The following is a 15,939-nucleotide window of genomic DNA, read 5'->3' as shown; positions in this document are numbered from 1 at the left end:
ACCCGGGGCCGGCGCCCCGGGTGGGCGTCGCCGGGCCCCGCCCCTGACGCCCGCTCCGGCCCGCCGGCTCAGAGCTGGGGCTTCACCTCGGCCGCGACCAGCTCCAGGTGGTCGAGGTCGGCCAGGTCGAGCACCTGGAGGTAGAGCCGCTCGCTGCCGATCTCGGCGTACCGGCCGATCTTGTCGACCACCTCGGCGGGGGTGCCCGCGAGGCCGTTCTCGCGCAGCTCGTCCGGTTCCCGGCCGATCGCGGCGGCCCGCCGGGCCACCTCGGCGTCGTCCCGCCCGCAGCACAGCACCAGGGCGTTGGACCAGCGCAGCTCGCCCGGGTCCCGGCCGGTCTCCGCACACGCGGCCCGGACCCGCGCGAACTGGGCGGCGGAGTCCTCGACCGAGGCGAACGGCAGGTTGAACTCGTCGGCGTACCGGGCGGCCAGGCGGGGCGTGCGCTTCGGGCCCATGCCGCCGAGCAGGATCGGCGGGCGCGGGTCCTGCACCGGCTTCGGCAGCGCCGGCGAGTCGCTGACCGGGTAGTACTTCCCGGCGAAGTCGAACGTGGCGCCCGGCGGCGTCGCCCAGAGCCCCGTGACGACCGCGAGCTGCTCCTCCAGCCGGTCGAAGCGCTCCCCCAGCGACGGGAAGGGGATCCCGTACGCGGTGTGCTCCTCGGCGTACCAGCCGGTGCCGATGCCCAGCTCGACCCGGCCGCCACTCATCTGGTCGACCTGCGCGACGGTGATCGCCAGCGGGCCGGGCAGCCGGAAGGTGGCGGCGGTCATCAGCGTGCCCAGCCGGATCCGCCGGGTGTCCCGGGCCAGGCCGGCGAGGGTCGTCCACGCGTCCGTCGGGCCGGGGTCGCCGCTCACCGCGCCCATCTTCAGGTAGTGGTCGGAACGGAAGAAGGCGCCGTAGCCGGCCTCCTCCGCGCAGCGGGCCACGGCGAGCAGGTCGTCGTACGTCGCGCCCTGCTGGGGTTCGGTGAAGATCCGCAGTTCCATGCCACCGAGCATAGGGAGCCGGCCGGGCCCCCGCGCCGTTCCGGCCCTTCCCCCGGGGCTGCGGCGCCGGGCGGGTCCCCGCCGCGCGAAGTGGCGGGCATCCGATAGCGGCGTCCCTGGCCCCGCCCCGTCAAGCGGTCCAGAGTGGAGGCCGAGCGACGACGCGAGGAGGAACCCATGGAGGACCAGCACCGGGACCGGCTGATGGAGGCGGTGGACGCGCTGCTCCCGGAGGTGTCCCGCCGGGCCGGGGAGATCGAGGCGGCCCGGGGGCTCCCCGCCGACCTGCTCGACTCGCTGCGGACGGCCGGCTGCTTCCGGATGTTCGTCCCCCGCAGCCACGGCGGGTACGAGGCGGACCTGCGCACCGGGCTGCGCGTGCTGGAGGCGCTGGCCCGGGCCGACGGTTCGACCGGGTGGACGGTGATGATCGGCGCCGAGACGCCGCACCTGCTGGCGATGCTCTCCCGCGACCGGTTCGACAAGGTCTACGCCGACGGGCCGGACGTGGTGGTCGGGGGCGGGTTCGCCCCGCAGGGGCGCGCCGAGCCGGTCGACGGCGGCTTCCAGGTCACCGGGCGGTGGGCGTTCGCCAGCGGCTCCCGGCACGCCGACTGGATCTTCGGCAACTGCGTGCTGACCGAGGGCGGCGAGCCGCTGCCGGGGCCGGCGGGGGCACCGCCGGCGGTGCGTTCCATGCTCTTCCCGGCCTCCCGGGTCACCGTGCACGACACCTGGCACGTGCTCGGCCTGCGCGGCACCGGCAGCCACGACGTCGAGGTGGCGGACGCCTTCTGCCCCGCGGAGGAGAGCTTCGACCTGTTCACCGGCGTGCCCTGCGTACCGGGGCCGGGCTTCGTGGCGCCACTGGTCCACTTCGTCCTGCACCTCGGCGCGGTGGCGGTCGGCATCGCGCAGGGCGCGCTGGACGACATGGTCGCGCTGCTCGAGGGCGGCCGGCAGCGGCTCTACGCCCGGCAGTCGCTCGCCGACTCGCTGGCCTTCCGCCTCCAGCTCGGCCGGGCCGACCTGGACGTACGGGCAGCCCGGGCGCTGCTGCGGGACCTGGCCGACGAGCTCTGGGCGGCCTGCGCCACCGACCCGGCGGCGATTCCCGCGCTGCACCCACGGGTCTCCGCCGCGCTGCCCTGGGTGACGGAACGGGCCGCCGCCGCGGTCGACACCTGCTACCGGGCGGCCGGCGGCGGGGCGGCCCGGGACTCGTCCCCGCTCCAGCGTCGGTTCCGCGACATCCACACGTTCAGCCAGCACGCGGCGGCGGCCGAGGGCTGGCTCGCCAACAACGGCGCGCGGGTGCTCGGCCGCCCGGTGGAGCTGGCCTACTGACGGCGGCGCGGGCGCCCGGCATCCGGAGACGGGTGTCCCGGCCTCCGACCGGAGCCGGGGCACCCGTCCGCCGTCGATCGACGGGTCAGCAGCGCTGCCGCTGCCCCGTGTAGTGCACGCCGACCCTGCCCACCACGGTCAGGTCGGTCAGGGCGGTGTTCGCACCGCGGTGCACGTAGCACGAGTAGCGGTGCTGGTTGATCACTTCGAGGTGGATGTGCACCCCACTGTCACCGTTGACCTGGTAGCAGCTGGACCAGCGGAAGCGGCCCGTCTCGCCGAGCTTGGTCCACGGGCCGACCGAGGCGCCGACGACGATGCCACCGGGCTTGTTGTTCACGTGCATCACGTCCGCCCGGCCGAGGATCTGCCCGGTCGTGGTGTCCCGGGCCTCGAGCCCGATGCGGTAGCCGCCGTCGGCGAGGTTGCGGGTCGCGCAGCCCGGCTGGACGGTGACCACCTTGACGGCGACCGGGTGCCCGGAGGCGGTCTTGGTACCGAACGGCGAGACGATCGTGGCGCCCGGACCGCGGTAGATGTCGACGGCCCAGTCGTTCGGGTAGCCCCAGTGGCCGAAGACGATGTGGTGTGAGGCCGGCCCGGAGAGGCCGAACCGGTCCCAGGTGGACGACCCCTGGATCGGCGGGTAGACGGCGACGTTGTCCGCGTCCGGATGTGCCTGCGCGGCGTCGACCGGGGCGACCACGACGCCGACCACGAGCGCGAGAACGGCCACCGCAGGGGCGAGACGACTGAACTTCACATGATCTCCATGGCTGTCCTGGCGCAGCTGGGCCCGGCGGACATCGCGCCGGGGTGGCGCACGAGCGTGCCTGCGCGCGATGCGGCGGATCCTACATCACCATCGATGGACTTGATGATCGACGTCTATCCACCCGCCGCCGGCTCCCCGGGTTCGTCCTGGATCTCCGGCCGACCGGTCAGACGTACGGCCGGGTGGCGTACGCCGCCCTCAGCGCGGCCAGGCCCGTCGACTTCGGCGACAGGGTGCCCCAGCCGGAGTTGAAGTAGTTGGTCCGCGCGATCCGGGGGCCCCGCTCGGCGTTGAGCTGGGCGATGGCGGCCGGCACGGTGGCGATCCAGGCCGCCTGGTCCGGCACCTCCGCCACCCGTACGCCCCACTCGGCGATGATCACCGGCCGGGAGAGGGCGACGGGGCCGAGGTCGGCCACCGCCCAGTCCTTCGTCCGGCGGAACCGGGCCAGCGCCGTGTGGGTGGGGCTGGTGGCGTAGGCGTTCCACTGGAGGAAGTCGAGCCTGGCCATCAGCGCCTCCGGGTGGGTGCGTTGGAAGCAGGCCCGGTCGAAGCCGCCCACCCCCACCGAGAACGTCGTGCCGGCGGGCAGCTGGCGGGCCTTGAACCAGTTCACGATGTACGTCATCGCCTGCACCGCGCGGGCGTCCGACTGCGCCCACGGGTAGCTGACGCCGGACTCCGTGGTGCCGAACTCGTGGTCGGTGTCCAGCTCGGAGGCGAGCTGGATGTTCACCCCGAAGCCCAGGGTCCGGTACTGGGACAGGGCGCGGGCGAACAGCCCGTCGCAGTGCCCGGCCAGGACCTGGCTGTAGCCGTACGCCCGGGGCCAGGTCGTGCCCGGGCGCTGCTGGATGGTCATCGCGGGCGCCGGGACGGTGTAGGTGACGCCGTCCACGGTGAAGTTCTGCGCCGTGGCTTCAGGCGCGCCGTAGTGCTTCAGCTCCAGCACCATGTTCATCCGCACCCCGGCCCTGCCGAGGGTGATCAGCCACGGCCGCTGGTAGCCCGGGAAGGTGTGGCCGTCGGCGAAGCTGCGGTACTGGGTCAGCGAACGGAAGTTCCCGCCGGCCATGTCGGCCGTCGGATCGGCGCCGCCGGAGAGGTAGTAGCCGCCCAGCACCGGCGGCGCGATCGTGTAGTCGGCGGTGGCGGTGGCGGTGCGCCCGCCGTTGTCGCGCACTGTGACGGTGACCCGGGGCATCACGCCACCGCCCGGTAGACGGCCACCGAGCCGTTGTCCGACGCCCTGGTCCAGGTGCGGCCGGAGTCGTCGGCGACGGTGAGGGTGAGCGGGTCGATGACGGCGGTGACCTTGACCGGCGCGCTGCTGTTGCCCTGCGCGTCGGTCACCACGATCGTGACGGTCACCGGTTTGGTGTCGGCGTCGCCGTAGGTGACCGTCAGGATCATCTGGTCGCCGGGTGAGTAGGTGGAGGCGTTCAGGGAGGCGGTGGCGGTGGGAGCGGCCATTGCCGGCTCCTCTCGTGCTCGGTGACCGGACCGACCGGCTCGTGACCACGGCCGGATCCGGCTGGGGAGGATGGGGTCGGGCGACGACCGGATCGCCGGGCACGCGACGGCGTGGGCCCGGGACGGGTCATGGGTACGGCTCGCCGGCCGCGCGCGTCTCGGCGTTGCCGCGCGGCTCCGGTGACTGCCGGGACGGGGAGGTCGGTGTCGGTGTCGTGAGGCGGCTTCCGCCCGGGCGCCCGGGACGGTGACTGCCGGAGTGCGACCTCGCGGTGCGTGGGCGGCGGTGCGCTACGCCGCGGCCGTCGCGGGGTCGGGCTCGGTGATGGCGGTGTCGGCGGGGACGATGCTGTCCCCGCCGGGCCCTAGGAATGGGTTGTGGCCCGCCATCCTCACGCCTCTGACCTGCTACAACAGTGCGCCGCGAAGGCGCTCCGCGTCCTGTCCGTCATCGGACGGCCGGCGCGTCCGGCAGGTGACTGCGCTCCGGCCGGAACTGTGCCGAAGCCGCGCTGGTGTGGACGCCTCGGCCGCCTCAGTACGGGTAGCGGGCCGGGGCCGGAACGCCGCGCTGGCGCCGCAACTCGACCGCCCGCTTCTCCTTGCGGATGACGGCCACGGCGTACCAGGTGAACGCAGCGGACACGAGCGCCAGCGGGATGGCTCCCCAGAAGGGCCGGCCTTGCGCCCACGAGACGGGCAACGCCAGCACCAAGACCATGGTGAACGCGGTGAACACGACGGCGAGGACGCGCAGCCCGCCCACAGTACGCACCATGACGCCTGGTCCGCCCCCGACGAAGCCGACCTCCTCCGGCCGGTAGAGGGCCAGTTCCCCATCGACGGTGCGCATCAGGCGCCACGCCTCCCCACGCTCCCGAAGCCGTTGGTACTCGGCTCGGGTGGCCTCGTCACGAGCCGCCCGTCCGGCGTCGTCTGCGGTCACCGTCTGAATTCCTTCCGCCACACGGTGGCGCCCCTCGGTCAGCCCACCTCGTCCAGCACGCCCGCGAGCTGGGCGAGTATTCGCACCAACTGTGTCACGGGCGGCCTCACGGCCGCCCGGCCGTCGTCGCAGCTCCTTCGAGGCCGCCCGCTTCGCTGCCGCGTTCGCGACCGCACGTGCGCGGCGATCGGAGCCGTGGGCGCGGCGGCGGCCGCAGACCAGGCGCCGGCGCTCCCCATCAGCATGCCGCCGGGGCCCGTAGAGAGGGCGGAGCCGGAGGAGTCGCGGGCAGCCCAGTCCATCGGCCGATCGCGGGGTGGTCTCACCACGAAGATCCACACCCCGGCCGACGGGGGCGGGTGACCGAGGCGGATCGCCCGGCGTTCACCGGGCGGCGAAGGCACCGGGATCGGCCGTACAGTGTGCGGACCATTCAATCGAGGAGGGTCCTGTGACCCAGCCGCCACCGGTGCCGGGATCCCCGGAGCCCGTCGGCACGTCCGCGGACCCCGACGGTGAGAACCCCGGGACCGCGACGCCGTACCTGCTCGTCATGCCACCCGTCGACGGGGCTCCGCCCGCCATGGTGTGGCCCGGCACGGAGGGCGCGCCCGCCTGGGCGATCCCGGTCAGCATCCCCGCGGGCACGCGCGGATACGCCGTGTTCATCCCGTTGGTGCCGGCCACCGCGCCGACCCCGACCGTGACGGACACCCACCCGACGGTCGCCGCCCCGACACAGGCAGACCAGGACACCCATTCGACGGTGCCCGGCCCGACGGCGACGCCCGCGGGCCCCGACAGCCGCCCGGTCGTGCCGAGGCAGGTGGACGGCGGGGATGGCGAGGCCACGACAGCCACCGTCGACACGAAGGGCTCGCCGCCTGCGGTCGAGCCGGCACCGGAGGCCGCAGGCCCGGCGCCGAGCGCGCCGCCGCACCCGGCCACCACCACCGCACCGCCACCGGCCGCCGCCCCGCATCCGGCGCCGTACCGGGTCGGGGCGCCGAGCGGCGCGCCGATGCCGTACCGCGGCTACCAGCCGACCCCGCTCCCGCCGTCGTTCCTCGACACGCGCTGGCCGGGGCCGAAGCCCGCCCGGGACCGGGCCGTACCGGCCGCGGTCCTCGCCGGAGCGCTGGGGCTGGCGTTCTTCGTACCGCTCACCCGCACCGGCATCGGCTGGTTCCTCGGCTGGCTCGCCCTGACCGTCGCGGTGGTCCTCGCGGTCCGGCGGACGGGCGCGGGACTGCCGCGCGCCGAGCGGCGGATCCGCGCCGGCTGGGCGGCGGCGGCGCTGGCGCTGCTGGCGGTCCTGGCCTTCCGCAACGCCTGGTGGCTGGTGACGTTCTGCGTGCTCGGCGCGCTCGGCTGCGCGACCCTCGCGATCGTGGGCGGCCGGCTCATCCGATCCATCCTGTTCAGCCTGGTGGCGGCGCCGTTCGCGGCGCTGCGCGGGCTGCCGTGGGTGCGCGGTCACCTGCGCGCCCCGGCGAACCCGGGTCTGGCCCGTCGCGTCGTCGGGTCGGCCGCGGCCACCCTGGCCGCGCTGATCGTCTTCGGCGCGCTCCTGTCCTCGGCCGACGGCGCCTTCTCCGTGGTGCTCGGCGAGGTGATTCCCGAGGTCAACGTCGGCACGGTGTTCCGCTGGGTCTTCCTCGCCGCCGTGGGCGGGCTCTGCGCCGTCGCCGCCGTCTACACGTTGGCCGCGCCACCCGACCTGTCGACCGTGGACCGGCCCGGCACGCGCCGCTTCGGCGTCGTGGAGTGGGCGCCGGTCATCAGCGCGCTCACGCTGCTGTTCGGCGGCTTCGTGGCGGTGCAGTTCACCGTCCTGTTCGGCGGGCAGCGACACGTGCTGCGCACCGCCGGTCTCAGCTACGCCGAGTACGCGCGCAGCGGGTTCTGGCAGCTCGTCGTCGTCACCCTGCTGACGCTGGCGGTGCTCGGCGGGGTGGCCCGCTGGGCGCGGCGGGACCGGGCCGTCGAGCGCCACCTGCTGCGGGTCCTGCTGGGCCTGCTCAGCGTGCTCAGCTTCGTCATCGTGGTGTCGGCGCTGTCGAGGATGTACACGTACCAGAAGGTCTACAGCTTCACCGGCGAGCGGCTCTTCGTGATGGCGTTCGAGCTGCTGCTCGGCACCGTGTTCCTGATGATTTTGGTGGCCGGGCTCCGCTGGCGCGGGGCCTGGATCCCCGGCACGACGGTGGCGCTCGCCGTGGTGATGCTGCTGGGCCTGGCCGTGCTCAACCCGGAGGACTACGCCGCCCGCCGCAACATCGCCCGGTACGAGCAGACGGGGAAGATCGACGCCTGGTACCTACGGGCGCTCTCGGCGGACGCGACGCCGGCCCTGACCGGCCTGCCCGACCCGGTACGCCGCTGCACGCTGAGCTGGATCGCGGACGACCTCGAGGAGCCGGACCCCTGGTACGCCTGGAACCTCGGCCGGGTCCGGGCGCGCGCGGCGCTCGACCGGGTCGGGCCGGGCGCCATCGGCGGCCCGCGCGACTGTCGGGCCGCCGACCAGTTCGACCTGCCGAAGCGCCGCCGGTGACAGGCCCGCCGTCCCCGGGTCGACCGGGGACGGCGGGTGCTCAGCCGAGGCGGTCGGCCGGCGTGGTCCGGAGCAGCCAGGCCAACGACATCCTGGCGACGAGCAGCGCGACCCGGCCGGTGCTCAGGCCGGCGCCGTGCCCCGGACCGCCCAGGCCCGGGCGGTGAGCCGGACCGACCCGTCCGGCGCCACGGGCATCCGGGCCGACAGCAGGTCGCGCAGGCGGGCCCGATCCGGCGCCGTCAGGGAGGCGACGTACGTCGGGGCGGGACCCTGTCCGCCCAGGAACGGGGTCCAGTAGTCGTCGAAGTCCGCGAACACCGTGGGCACGTCGACGGGCCGGACCGCCACCGCCGTCAGGCCGGCGTCGGTCCACAGCCCGCGCAGGGACTCCGGGTCGCACACCGCGAACCGGCGGCCCTCGTCCCGTTCGGCCACGGCCGGGTCGAGCAGGGCGGCGGCGTCCCAGAAGTGACGCAGCAGCGCCATGCCCCCGGCGTAGTCCCAGACGTAGGCGGCGGCCGTTCCGCCCGGCCGGGTGACCCGGGCGAACTCGGCGGCGGCGCGCGCCGGCTCGGGCACGAAGTTGACCGCCAGGCCGCTGACGACGACGTCGACGCAGTGGTCGGGCAGCGGCAGCGCCCGGGCGTCGCCGACCTGGAAGGCCGCCCGCGCGTCGCCGACCGCCGCGCGGGCGTACGCCACGAAGCCCGGCGAACGGTCGACGCCCGCGACGTACGCCGGGTCGGCCAGCGTCAGCACGGTCGACGTGAGCGCGCCCGTGCCGCAGCCCACGTCCAGCCAGCGCCGGCCCGGCGGCACGGCCAGCCAGTGCAGGAACTCCCTCGCGACGGGGCGGCTCCACCGGCCCACGTACGCCTCGTAGGCCTTGCCGTCCGCCCAGACCGGGTGCGCCATGCGCAGACCATACGACGTACGCGGCGTCGCGGGCAGGGCGGCAGGCCCGGGCCGGTTCGCGGTGGTTCGAGTCGATCAGCCAGACTCGGTCGTACCCCCGAGCCCGCCCGACAGCCGCCGAGCACCCCCGTACCCCTCATCCAATGGTTGGAGCGCATGTCCCACACCCTCCTGATCTGGTTGGTCGGCGGCGTCCTGCTGGTGGGCGCGGGCCTCGCCACGACCCTGCTGCCCAGGTGGCGGGCGCGCGGGCTGGAGCACCGGACCGCCTGGTCCGCCGCCCGCGCGGCCATCGAGAGCGCGGCCGTCAGCCGGGACGCGGCGGCGGCCCGGGTGCCGGCGGCCGAGCGGCTGCTGGCCCGCGCCGAGTCGATCGCCGCCGCGCGCGGCGGGGCGTCCGCGGCCCGGGCGGCGGCGGAACACGCGCGCGAGGCCGACCGGTTGTGGCGGGCGCACCAGTGACCGCCCGCCGCCACCACGGCCGCGACCTGCTGCGCTGGGCGCTCCTCGGCATCGCCGTGGTCGTCCTGGTGGTCTTCCTGCTCGCCCAGCGGCAGAGCGTCGACGTCAGCTACGGCCGGTCGCCGGCCGCCACGGCGAAGCTCGAGGAGGGCTCGGCCGGTGAGCTGAGCGACGCGAGCGTGCCCTCGGTGGCCGAGATGACGGCGCTGGTGGCCGCCGATCCCGTGGTGCGGCTCCCCGGCTCGACCGCGCGCTGGAACGAGCAGCGGGTCCGCGAGGCCGCCGGTGGCGACGCCGTCCGCATCCTGGTCGCGCCGCCCGGGCTCGACGAGGACGAACGCGACCGGGTGCGGGACGTGGAGAACGCGACCGTCCGGGTGATCGGCACCGAGGTCAGCGGCGGCATATACCAGGCCGTACCCGACACCCTGCCCGGCTGGCGGGCCCAGTTCGCCACCGCCGACGTGACGGGCCCGCTGGTGACGTTGATCGCCGCGCTGCGGGACGCGCCCGACCCGCCCGAGCACGACGAGCTGCGCTGGCGTGCGCCGACCGACCGGGAGCTGGCCGCCGTCGCCGCCGACCTGCGGGCCACGGGCCTGCACCTCGGGGCCGGGGCCACGCTGACCGGCGTCCCCGGCGACGCCGCGCGCAACGCCTTTCCAGACGGCGCCCGCTACGTGGCGCTGCCCGCGCAGCCGTTCGGCGAGCCGGTGCCCCGGTACGGGCCGGCGCTGGCCGAGCTGTTCCCGGGCACGCCGATCGTCGTGATGTACGGCCTCTGGATCGAGTACCACGGCCCGGCGGCGGACGACTTCGCGGAGCTGGCCGGGGCGAGTTTCTACGGCCAGTTCGGCGGCCGGCTGAGCCGCTACGACTACCCCCAGGGCAACGTGCTGGCGGCTTACCTGAACCGGGTCACCGACCTGCGCTACTCGGGGCTGTTCGACCGCCCGCTGCCGTACCGGCCGATCGACCCGCTGCGGGTGGCGCTGCCCGCCCTGCCGTGGCTCTTCGCGGGCTGCGTGGCGGCGTTCCTGATCCTCTCGGTCCGGTCGCTGCGCCGGCCGGACGGCGTGGGGGTCCGGCGCGGCGACCCGGGGCGGGGTGGCACGCCCGCCCGGTTGGCCGGTCTCACCGCCCTCGCCGTCGAGATGTCCCTGCTCACCGACGCCCGCAGCGATCCGGCGCTGACCCGGGGCGTCGTCAAGCTCCAGGCCGCCCGCGCCGCGCTGGACGAGGGGCTGCCGGACCGCCACGTGCGTACGTTGCTGAACGAGGCGGCCGACGAGCTGGACGACGGCGCGCGGACGCTGGGGATCGCCAGCTACCGCCCGGATCTCTACCTTCGGGGCAGGTTGTCGTGAGACGGTCCGGACGACGATGGCTCGGTGACCTGTTCGGCACGCCCTTCGGCGTCGCCGTGCTGGCCTGTCTGGCGCTGGCCGGCTGGGCGTTGTGGACCGGCGGGGTACTGGACGGCCCGATCGCCCGCCAGGTCCGCGCCTCGTCGGTGTACGCCGCACCGGGCGTCGACCTGGACCGGGCCGCGGCCGAACGGGTGATCGGCAACCGCAGGCTGGTCGTGCTGCTGCTGGAGCCGGGCGCGGACCTGCGGCGGGGTTGCCGCCAGGTCGAGCGCGCCGCCGACGGGACGGTCGTGCTGGTGATGAGCCGCGACGGAAACGAGTACGACACCTACGGGTGCGCGCTGCTGCCCGGGCGCGACGACGAGAACTTCGGTCGGGCGGCCGTGGCGGAGATGACCGTCGGCCGGGGCGTCGACACCTTCGCCGACCGCCCCCTGGAGGCGCTGAAGGTCGTCACCGTCAACTACGACCTGCTGGTGAAGGCCGGCACCGTTCCGGACGGCGCGCGGACGATCAGCCCGTCACTGCCCCGCTTCCTGCTCGCTTCCGCGGCGATCGTCGCCGTCGTCGCCGGGGCGACGGTGCTCTACGTCGGGGGCCGCCGCGCGGGCCGGCTCGCGGACGCCCGTCGCCGCCGCCGCGACGAGAACGCCGACGCCCGCAGCGCGCTCGGCGCCGCCGCCGCGGTGCTGGCCCAGCAGATCATCGACCTGGACCAGCGGTACGCCTGGGCGGAGCGCCATGCCCACGTCAGCGGCGTCGAGGAGGGGTTCGGCAGGAGGTACCTGGCGTTGACGTCGGACTACGCCGCGCTGCTCGACCGCGTCGCGGCGGTGGACACGGACGACGAGGACGCCGTACGCCGGCTCGTCGACCGCGTCGACGCGCTGAGCCGGCGGGCGTCGACGATCACCGGGTCGCCGGCCGGGGACGGGGCCCGCCCGAGGGCCGCCCGGAGCGGCAGCGCCCCGCCCGCAGCCGACTGACGGGGAACGACGAACGGCGTCGACGACGACCGCCGCCGGCCTGATCGGCTGAGACCGTGCCGTTCACTGCGGCGCCGGCCGTACGGTGGCACCGGTTTTCTCCTGGCCGCGGAAGCGACGGCGGTGTTCGGCCGGGGTGACGCCGGCGACCCGCAGGAACGCGCGGCGCATCGTCTCGGCCGAGCCGAAGCCGCAGGCGCGGGCGATGGAGGCGACGCCGGCGTTCCCCGTCTCCAGCAGCGCGCGTGCCGCGTGCACCCGCATCCGTTCGACGTACCGGGCCGGCGTGGTGCCGATCTCGTGGCGGAACAGCCGGGTCAGGTGGCGCTCGCTCACCGCGGCGCGGGCGGCCATGGCGGCGAGGCTGTGCTCACCCGCCGGTTCCGCCACGACCGCGTCGAGCACCCGGCGCAGGACCGGTGCCCGCGGCGCCGGCCCGGCGTCCGGGGTCTCGAACTGCGCCTGACCGCCGGGTCGCTGGAGAAACACGACCAGATACTTGGCGACGGTCCGCGCGCGGTCGACGCCGAGGTCCTCGGCCACGAGGGCGAGCGCGAGGTCGATGCCCGCGGTCACCCCGGCCGAGGTGACGACCGGACCGTCCCGGACACAGATGGCATCGGGTTGCACCGCCACGCGCGGGAACCGGGCCGCCAGCTCGGCGCAGGCCGCCCAGTGGGTGGTGGCCCGCCGCCCCTCCAGCAGGCCCGCCTCGGCCAGCACCAACGCTCCCGTGCAGACCGAGGCGACCCGCCGGGCCGCCAGGCCGATCCGCCGCACCTGCGCGACGACGGCGGCGGGTGGGCGGTGGCCGGCCTGCAAGCCGTAGCCCGCGACCATCAGCGTGTCGACGGGGGTACGGACCTCCGGCAGCGCCAGGTCGGCCCCCAACGGCACGCCGACGTCGGTGTGCACCGGTCTCCCGTCGGGGGACGCGATCCGCAGCCGGTAGCCGCCGGAGCCGTTCAGGACCTGGACCGGTCCCGCCACGTCCAGGAGGACCGCGCCGTCCCACACCACGAGGACGATCTCGTGCCCGTTCTCTGCCACCACACCCTGTAGGTCCGCCGTACCGGCCGGTTGGTTCCCGCCAGGGGGGCCCCTTCGGCGCGTACGCGCACCAGCCCCGCCGATCCGGACCGGGGCCCCTCGGATCCGGACCTGCCTCGCGGGCCCCGGAACCAGGGCCGCGGCGTGACCGACCACCGGGACATGAGGGAGCTCAGCTCGACCGACAGGAGGCAGTGGATGTTCGACATGGACGTCGACCGGCGGACGGTGTTGCGGGCGGCGGTGGCCGGTGGGGCCGGCGTCGGCCTGGCCGCCACCGGCCTCGGCGACCCGGCCCGGGCGGGGCGCCCCACCGACCCGGCCCCCCGGAAGCTACGCATCGCGATCCTGCTCTTCGACGGGATCGCCCCGATCGACGCGATCGGCCCGTACGAGGTGCTGTCCCGGATCCCGGGCGCCTCGGTGGTGACCGTCGGCAAGCGGACCGGCCCGGTCCGGACGAACGACGGCGTGATCGCGCTCGGGGTGGACCGCACGCTCAGTCAGGTGGCCCGGACCGACGTGCTGCTGGTGCCCGGCGGAGACATCCGCGGTGTCCAGGCGGATCCCGACACGATCCGGTGGATCCAACGGATCCACCGGCACACGACGTGGACCGTCGCGGTCTGCACCGGCACCCTGGTCCTGGGCACGGCCGGCCTGCTGCGCGGGCTGCGGGCGACGACGTACTGGAACGTCAGGGACCAGCTCGCCCAGTTCGGCGCGACCTACGTGCCGGGCCGCTTCGTCGAGGCGGGCCGGATCATGACCGCCGCCGGCATGTCCGCCGGGATCGACATGTCCCTGCACCTCGCCGCGAAGCTCGCCGACGAACGGATCGCGCAGGCACTCCAGCTGGTCGTGGAATACGACCCGGACCCGCCGTTCGACACCGGCAGCCCCGGAAAGGCCGGCCCGGAACTGGTGCGCCTGGCGCTGGAGCTGCTGGGCCAGCCCGGTCCCCGCTGACGGTCGGAGGGCGGCCGTACCCGTCGACCCAGGGCGTCGGGTACGGTCCGCCCTGGGTCACGGCGGTGCCTGCGGGGCTCGAGGGCTCACCGAGGGCGGAGACCCTTGGCCGGGCACGCGTCCGCCGCCGAGGTGCTGAAGCCGTCCACCAACGCCGTCGATGGTGGTCTGAATCATCGCCGCGACTCGCCCCGAAGCACCTTCGAACGGACCGGTCGAATGCAGCGGCAAAGACCTCGTAGCGATTGCTTCGTTGACCGCGACAACCTGTCAGGCCCTACGACAAGCACGGCAGCTGTCGATTTCCAATCCATCTCGGTGGAGGCAAGGCAAAGTTCCGGGGAGGGTGAGGCGGTCGGATGCGGAAGCGCCTGGATTCCGCCTCGTTACCACGGGTGCATTACCATGCGTCGCATGCCCACAGTGGATGGCGGATCACCTTCGAAGCCTTCCGTCGTCAAGCGGCTGCTTGACGATCGGTCCGTGGCGTTCTGGCAGGTTGCGTCGGGCGCCTGTGCGGTGATCACGCTGATCGCCGCGTGCAGCACGTGGGGATGGACGCGATTGCGCTCACCAGAAGATCAAGTGAAGGACAATCCGACTGCCGAGTCAGCACCGGCCATGACCAGCCCACCCAGTCCGAAGCCACCGACCACCCAGGCGGAACCGTCGACGCAGTCCTCATTCGTGGCTCGCGAAACAAAGTACCTGACGACTTTGGAGCCGGTGAAAGAGTATTCCTGGTGGGGCAAGTGGGCCGACGCGCCAGCGACCGTCAACGATGTCGCCTACAAGCGGGCCATCACGACCTCGACATGCGGATACGACCTTTACCGCGAGTATCTCGTCAAACGTCAGTATAAGTACTTCCGGGCCGATGTCGGCATCGCCGACGACACCGAAGACGCCTTCGAAGCGGAAGTGCACGTCGTAGACGAACAGGGCATGGTCCTCGAGCGTGCGACGATCCGACCAGGCGCGCCTGCGTCCTTCGACGTCCCGGTCGATGAAGTGCTCCGCTTGAAGCTCCTCGTCAAGGAGGGCGGCTGCTGGACCCGCACGGTGGTGTGGGGCGACGCGCGCTTAGTGCGATAGGTGGGTACTGCATCCGGCTGCCGTGATCGCGTCCAGGAGCGCTCCGGCCGTCCTGGAGCCGGAGCGCCTCTGGGTAAGACGGCAACCGCCTCTCGCACCCCGTCAGCGGCAAGGATCCGAGCTGATGCGGCAGCACGTCTCCGAGAGGGTTGTACGCAACCCCAGCGACCGGGATCGCTTCCTCGTACCACCGCGTCCAGTATCCGGCCTTGTTGCCGGCCACCAGGAGCACCGCCTGCGACCAGGGATCGAAGACAAACAGAACGGCGGCGTCCCGCCCAGACCTCGGCCGCAGCTCTTTGAGCTTGCTGATGCTCGACGAAACGCTGAGGTTCTTAAAAGCTGCGGCCGGGGAGTCGGCCTCGCTCGACCGCTGACAACTGAGTGGGGCGGGCGGGACTCGAACCCGCGACCGAGGGATTATGAGATCAAGTTGCCCGCTCCGTCGACCTGGGTAGATCGGGGTCTAGCAGCAGAAACGCCTGTCGACATCTCACACCACTTCCCCGCCATCCATCGACCTCTTGCGGACTAGATGCGGACCGCCCGCTGGGCTAAGACCCGCTACCATGCTTGACCGATAGCAGTGAGCATGCTACAGTGGACGACGCCTGCCGTGCATAGTAGAAGCGTCAGTTCGAGTCGGACCCGCAGGCTTACATATTCGACTGACATCGAGGGCAAGAAGGAGCCCCTGATGTTTGTCGAATTTTTTTGTGTCCTACTCCTGGTCAACTGCATCGCTTGGTCCCTAGTCGCCGCGCTCATTGTGCTGCGAGCTGATCCTTGTGACCTTCCGGCGATCACTCGTCATCTCGGCGCCTGGTTCGGCGCCCATGCCGACGCTGTTGATCAAACGGCCCAGGCTGCGTCTGAGTTGACGGACGCGGGCGCCTAGGTCAGCGGATCTCCTCGTCGGGCAGTCGCCAGACCGTCCAGCCTCCCCGGACGGGGACAAGGTGGAGCGCCCTACCGGACGAACGACCTTGGCCC

Annotated in this window: 15 protein-coding genes; 7 read left to right on the top strand and 8 right to left on the bottom strand. The window is 73.7% G+C overall.

The features are described from left to right. Positions 1 to 68: 68 nt before the first annotated feature. Positions 69 to 998 carry an LLM class F420-dependent oxidoreductase gene (locus tag ACSNN9_RS23605; RefSeq protein WP_436675431.1) on the bottom strand — a complete coding sequence of 310 codons (930 nt, stop codon included), beginning with the start codon at positions 996 to 998 and terminating at the stop codon, positions 69 to 71. A gap of 177 nt (positions 999 to 1,175) precedes the next feature. Between ACSNN9_RS23605 and ACSNN9_RS23600 the strand changes: the two genes are divergently transcribed. After that, positions 1,176 to 2,345: an acyl-CoA dehydrogenase family protein gene (locus tag ACSNN9_RS23600; RefSeq protein WP_436675430.1), complete on the top strand. Its 1,170-nt coding sequence runs from the start codon at positions 1,176 to 1,178 to the stop codon at positions 2,343 to 2,345. A gap of 85 nt (positions 2,346 to 2,430) precedes the next feature. On the opposite strand, the gene ACSNN9_RS23595 is transcribed toward ACSNN9_RS23600, so the two are convergent. The 4 genes from ACSNN9_RS23595 to ACSNN9_RS23580 all read right to left on the bottom strand — a co-directional run bounded on the left by ACSNN9_RS23595 (position 2,431) and on the right by ACSNN9_RS23580 (position 5,446). Next, on the bottom strand, positions 2,431 to 3,108 hold the full coding sequence (locus ACSNN9_RS23595) for a hypothetical protein (RefSeq protein ID WP_436675429.1): 678 nt from the start codon (positions 3,106 to 3,108) through the stop codon (positions 2,431 to 2,433). 178 nt (positions 3,109 to 3,286) lie between these two features. Beyond that, positions 3,287 to 4,324: a hypothetical protein gene (locus ACSNN9_RS23590; RefSeq protein WP_436675428.1), complete on the bottom strand. Its 1,038-nt coding sequence runs from the start codon at positions 4,322 to 4,324 to the stop codon at positions 3,287 to 3,289. Beyond that, complete coding sequence (locus ACSNN9_RS23585) at positions 4,324 to 4,593, bottom strand: hypothetical protein (RefSeq protein ID WP_436675427.1); 270 nt, start codon at positions 4,591 to 4,593, stop codon at positions 4,324 to 4,326. Before ACSNN9_RS23585 ends, ACSNN9_RS23590 begins: the two co-directional genes overlap by 1 nt. A 535-nt stretch (positions 4,594 to 5,128) precedes the next feature. After that, the gene (locus ACSNN9_RS23580) at positions 5,129 to 5,446 is read right to left on the bottom strand and encodes a hypothetical protein (protein ID WP_436675426.1); all 318 of its coding nucleotides are present in this window, start codon (positions 5,444 to 5,446) and stop codon (positions 5,129 to 5,131) included. Between the two features lie 544 nt (positions 5,447 to 5,990). Here ACSNN9_RS23580 and ACSNN9_RS23575 point away from each other — a divergent pair. Continuing rightward, positions 5,991 to 8,096, top strand: a complete 2,106-nt coding sequence (locus tag ACSNN9_RS23575; RefSeq protein WP_436675425.1) for a DUF4153 domain-containing protein — start codon at positions 5,991 to 5,993, stop codon at positions 8,094 to 8,096. A gap of 123 nt (positions 8,097 to 8,219) precedes the next feature. Here ACSNN9_RS23575 and ACSNN9_RS23570 read toward each other — a convergent pair whose 3' ends face one another. Beyond that, entirely contained in the window at positions 8,220 to 9,050 is an 831-nt protein-coding gene (locus tag ACSNN9_RS23570; RefSeq protein ID WP_436675433.1) for a class I SAM-dependent methyltransferase, read from the bottom strand. 120 nt (positions 9,051 to 9,170) lie between these two features. On the opposite strand from ACSNN9_RS23570, the gene ACSNN9_RS23565 reads away from it, so the two are divergent. Genes ACSNN9_RS23565 through ACSNN9_RS23555 form a run of 3 tightly spaced genes read left to right on the top strand, consistent with a single transcriptional unit; the run spans position 9,171 to position 11,832 of the window. Beyond that, positions 9,171 to 9,476, top strand: a complete 306-nt coding sequence (locus tag ACSNN9_RS23565) for a DUF6403 family protein (protein WP_436675424.1) — start codon at positions 9,171 to 9,173, stop codon at positions 9,474 to 9,476. Then, entirely contained in the window at positions 9,473 to 10,843 is a 1,371-nt protein-coding gene (locus ACSNN9_RS23560) for a hypothetical protein (protein ID WP_436675423.1), read from the top strand. The genes ACSNN9_RS23565 and ACSNN9_RS23560 overlap by 4 nt, the downstream gene beginning before the upstream one ends. Beyond that, a complete protein-coding gene (locus ACSNN9_RS23555; RefSeq protein ID WP_436675422.1) occupies positions 10,840 to 11,832 on the top strand; it encodes a hypothetical protein in 993 nt (330 codons plus the stop codon). Before ACSNN9_RS23560 ends, ACSNN9_RS23555 begins: the two co-directional genes overlap by 4 nt. 63 nt (positions 11,833 to 11,895) lie before the next feature. On the opposite strand, the gene ACSNN9_RS23550 is transcribed toward ACSNN9_RS23555, so the two are convergent. Then, on the bottom strand, positions 11,896 to 12,882 hold the full coding sequence (locus tag ACSNN9_RS23550) for a GlxA family transcriptional regulator (protein ID WP_436675421.1): 987 nt from the start codon (positions 12,880 to 12,882) through the stop codon (positions 11,896 to 11,898). A gap of 198 nt (positions 12,883 to 13,080) precedes the next feature. On the opposite strand from ACSNN9_RS23550, the gene ACSNN9_RS23545 reads away from it, so the two are divergent. Together ACSNN9_RS23545 and ACSNN9_RS23540 are read left to right on the top strand one after the other, a co-directional pair. Next, the gene (locus tag ACSNN9_RS23545) at positions 13,081 to 13,851 is read left to right on the top strand and encodes a DJ-1/PfpI family protein (protein WP_436675420.1); all 771 of its coding nucleotides are present in this window, start codon (positions 13,081 to 13,083) and stop codon (positions 13,849 to 13,851) included. Between the two features lie 414 nt (positions 13,852 to 14,265). Beyond that, a complete protein-coding gene (locus ACSNN9_RS23540) occupies positions 14,266 to 14,946 on the top strand; it encodes an NPCBM/NEW2 domain-containing protein (RefSeq protein ID WP_436675419.1) in 681 nt (226 codons plus the stop codon). On the opposite strand, the gene ACSNN9_RS23535 is transcribed toward ACSNN9_RS23540, so the two are convergent. Continuing rightward, positions 14,885 to 15,259 carry a type II toxin-antitoxin system RelE/ParE family toxin gene (locus tag ACSNN9_RS23535; protein ID WP_436675432.1) on the bottom strand — a complete coding sequence of 125 codons (375 nt, stop codon included), beginning with the start codon at positions 15,257 to 15,259 and terminating at the stop codon, positions 14,885 to 14,887. The two genes, ACSNN9_RS23540 and ACSNN9_RS23535, sit on opposite strands and share 62 nt — an antisense overlap. Positions 15,260 to 15,939: the final 680 nt, after the last annotated feature.

The sequence above is a fragment of the Micromonospora sp. URMC 107 genome (assembly GCF_051386315.1).
In the GTDB taxonomy this organism is placed as follows: Bacteria; Actinomycetota; Actinomycetes; order Mycobacteriales; family Micromonosporaceae; genus Micromonospora.
This window is presented reverse-complemented; position numbering and strand designations above follow the sequence as displayed.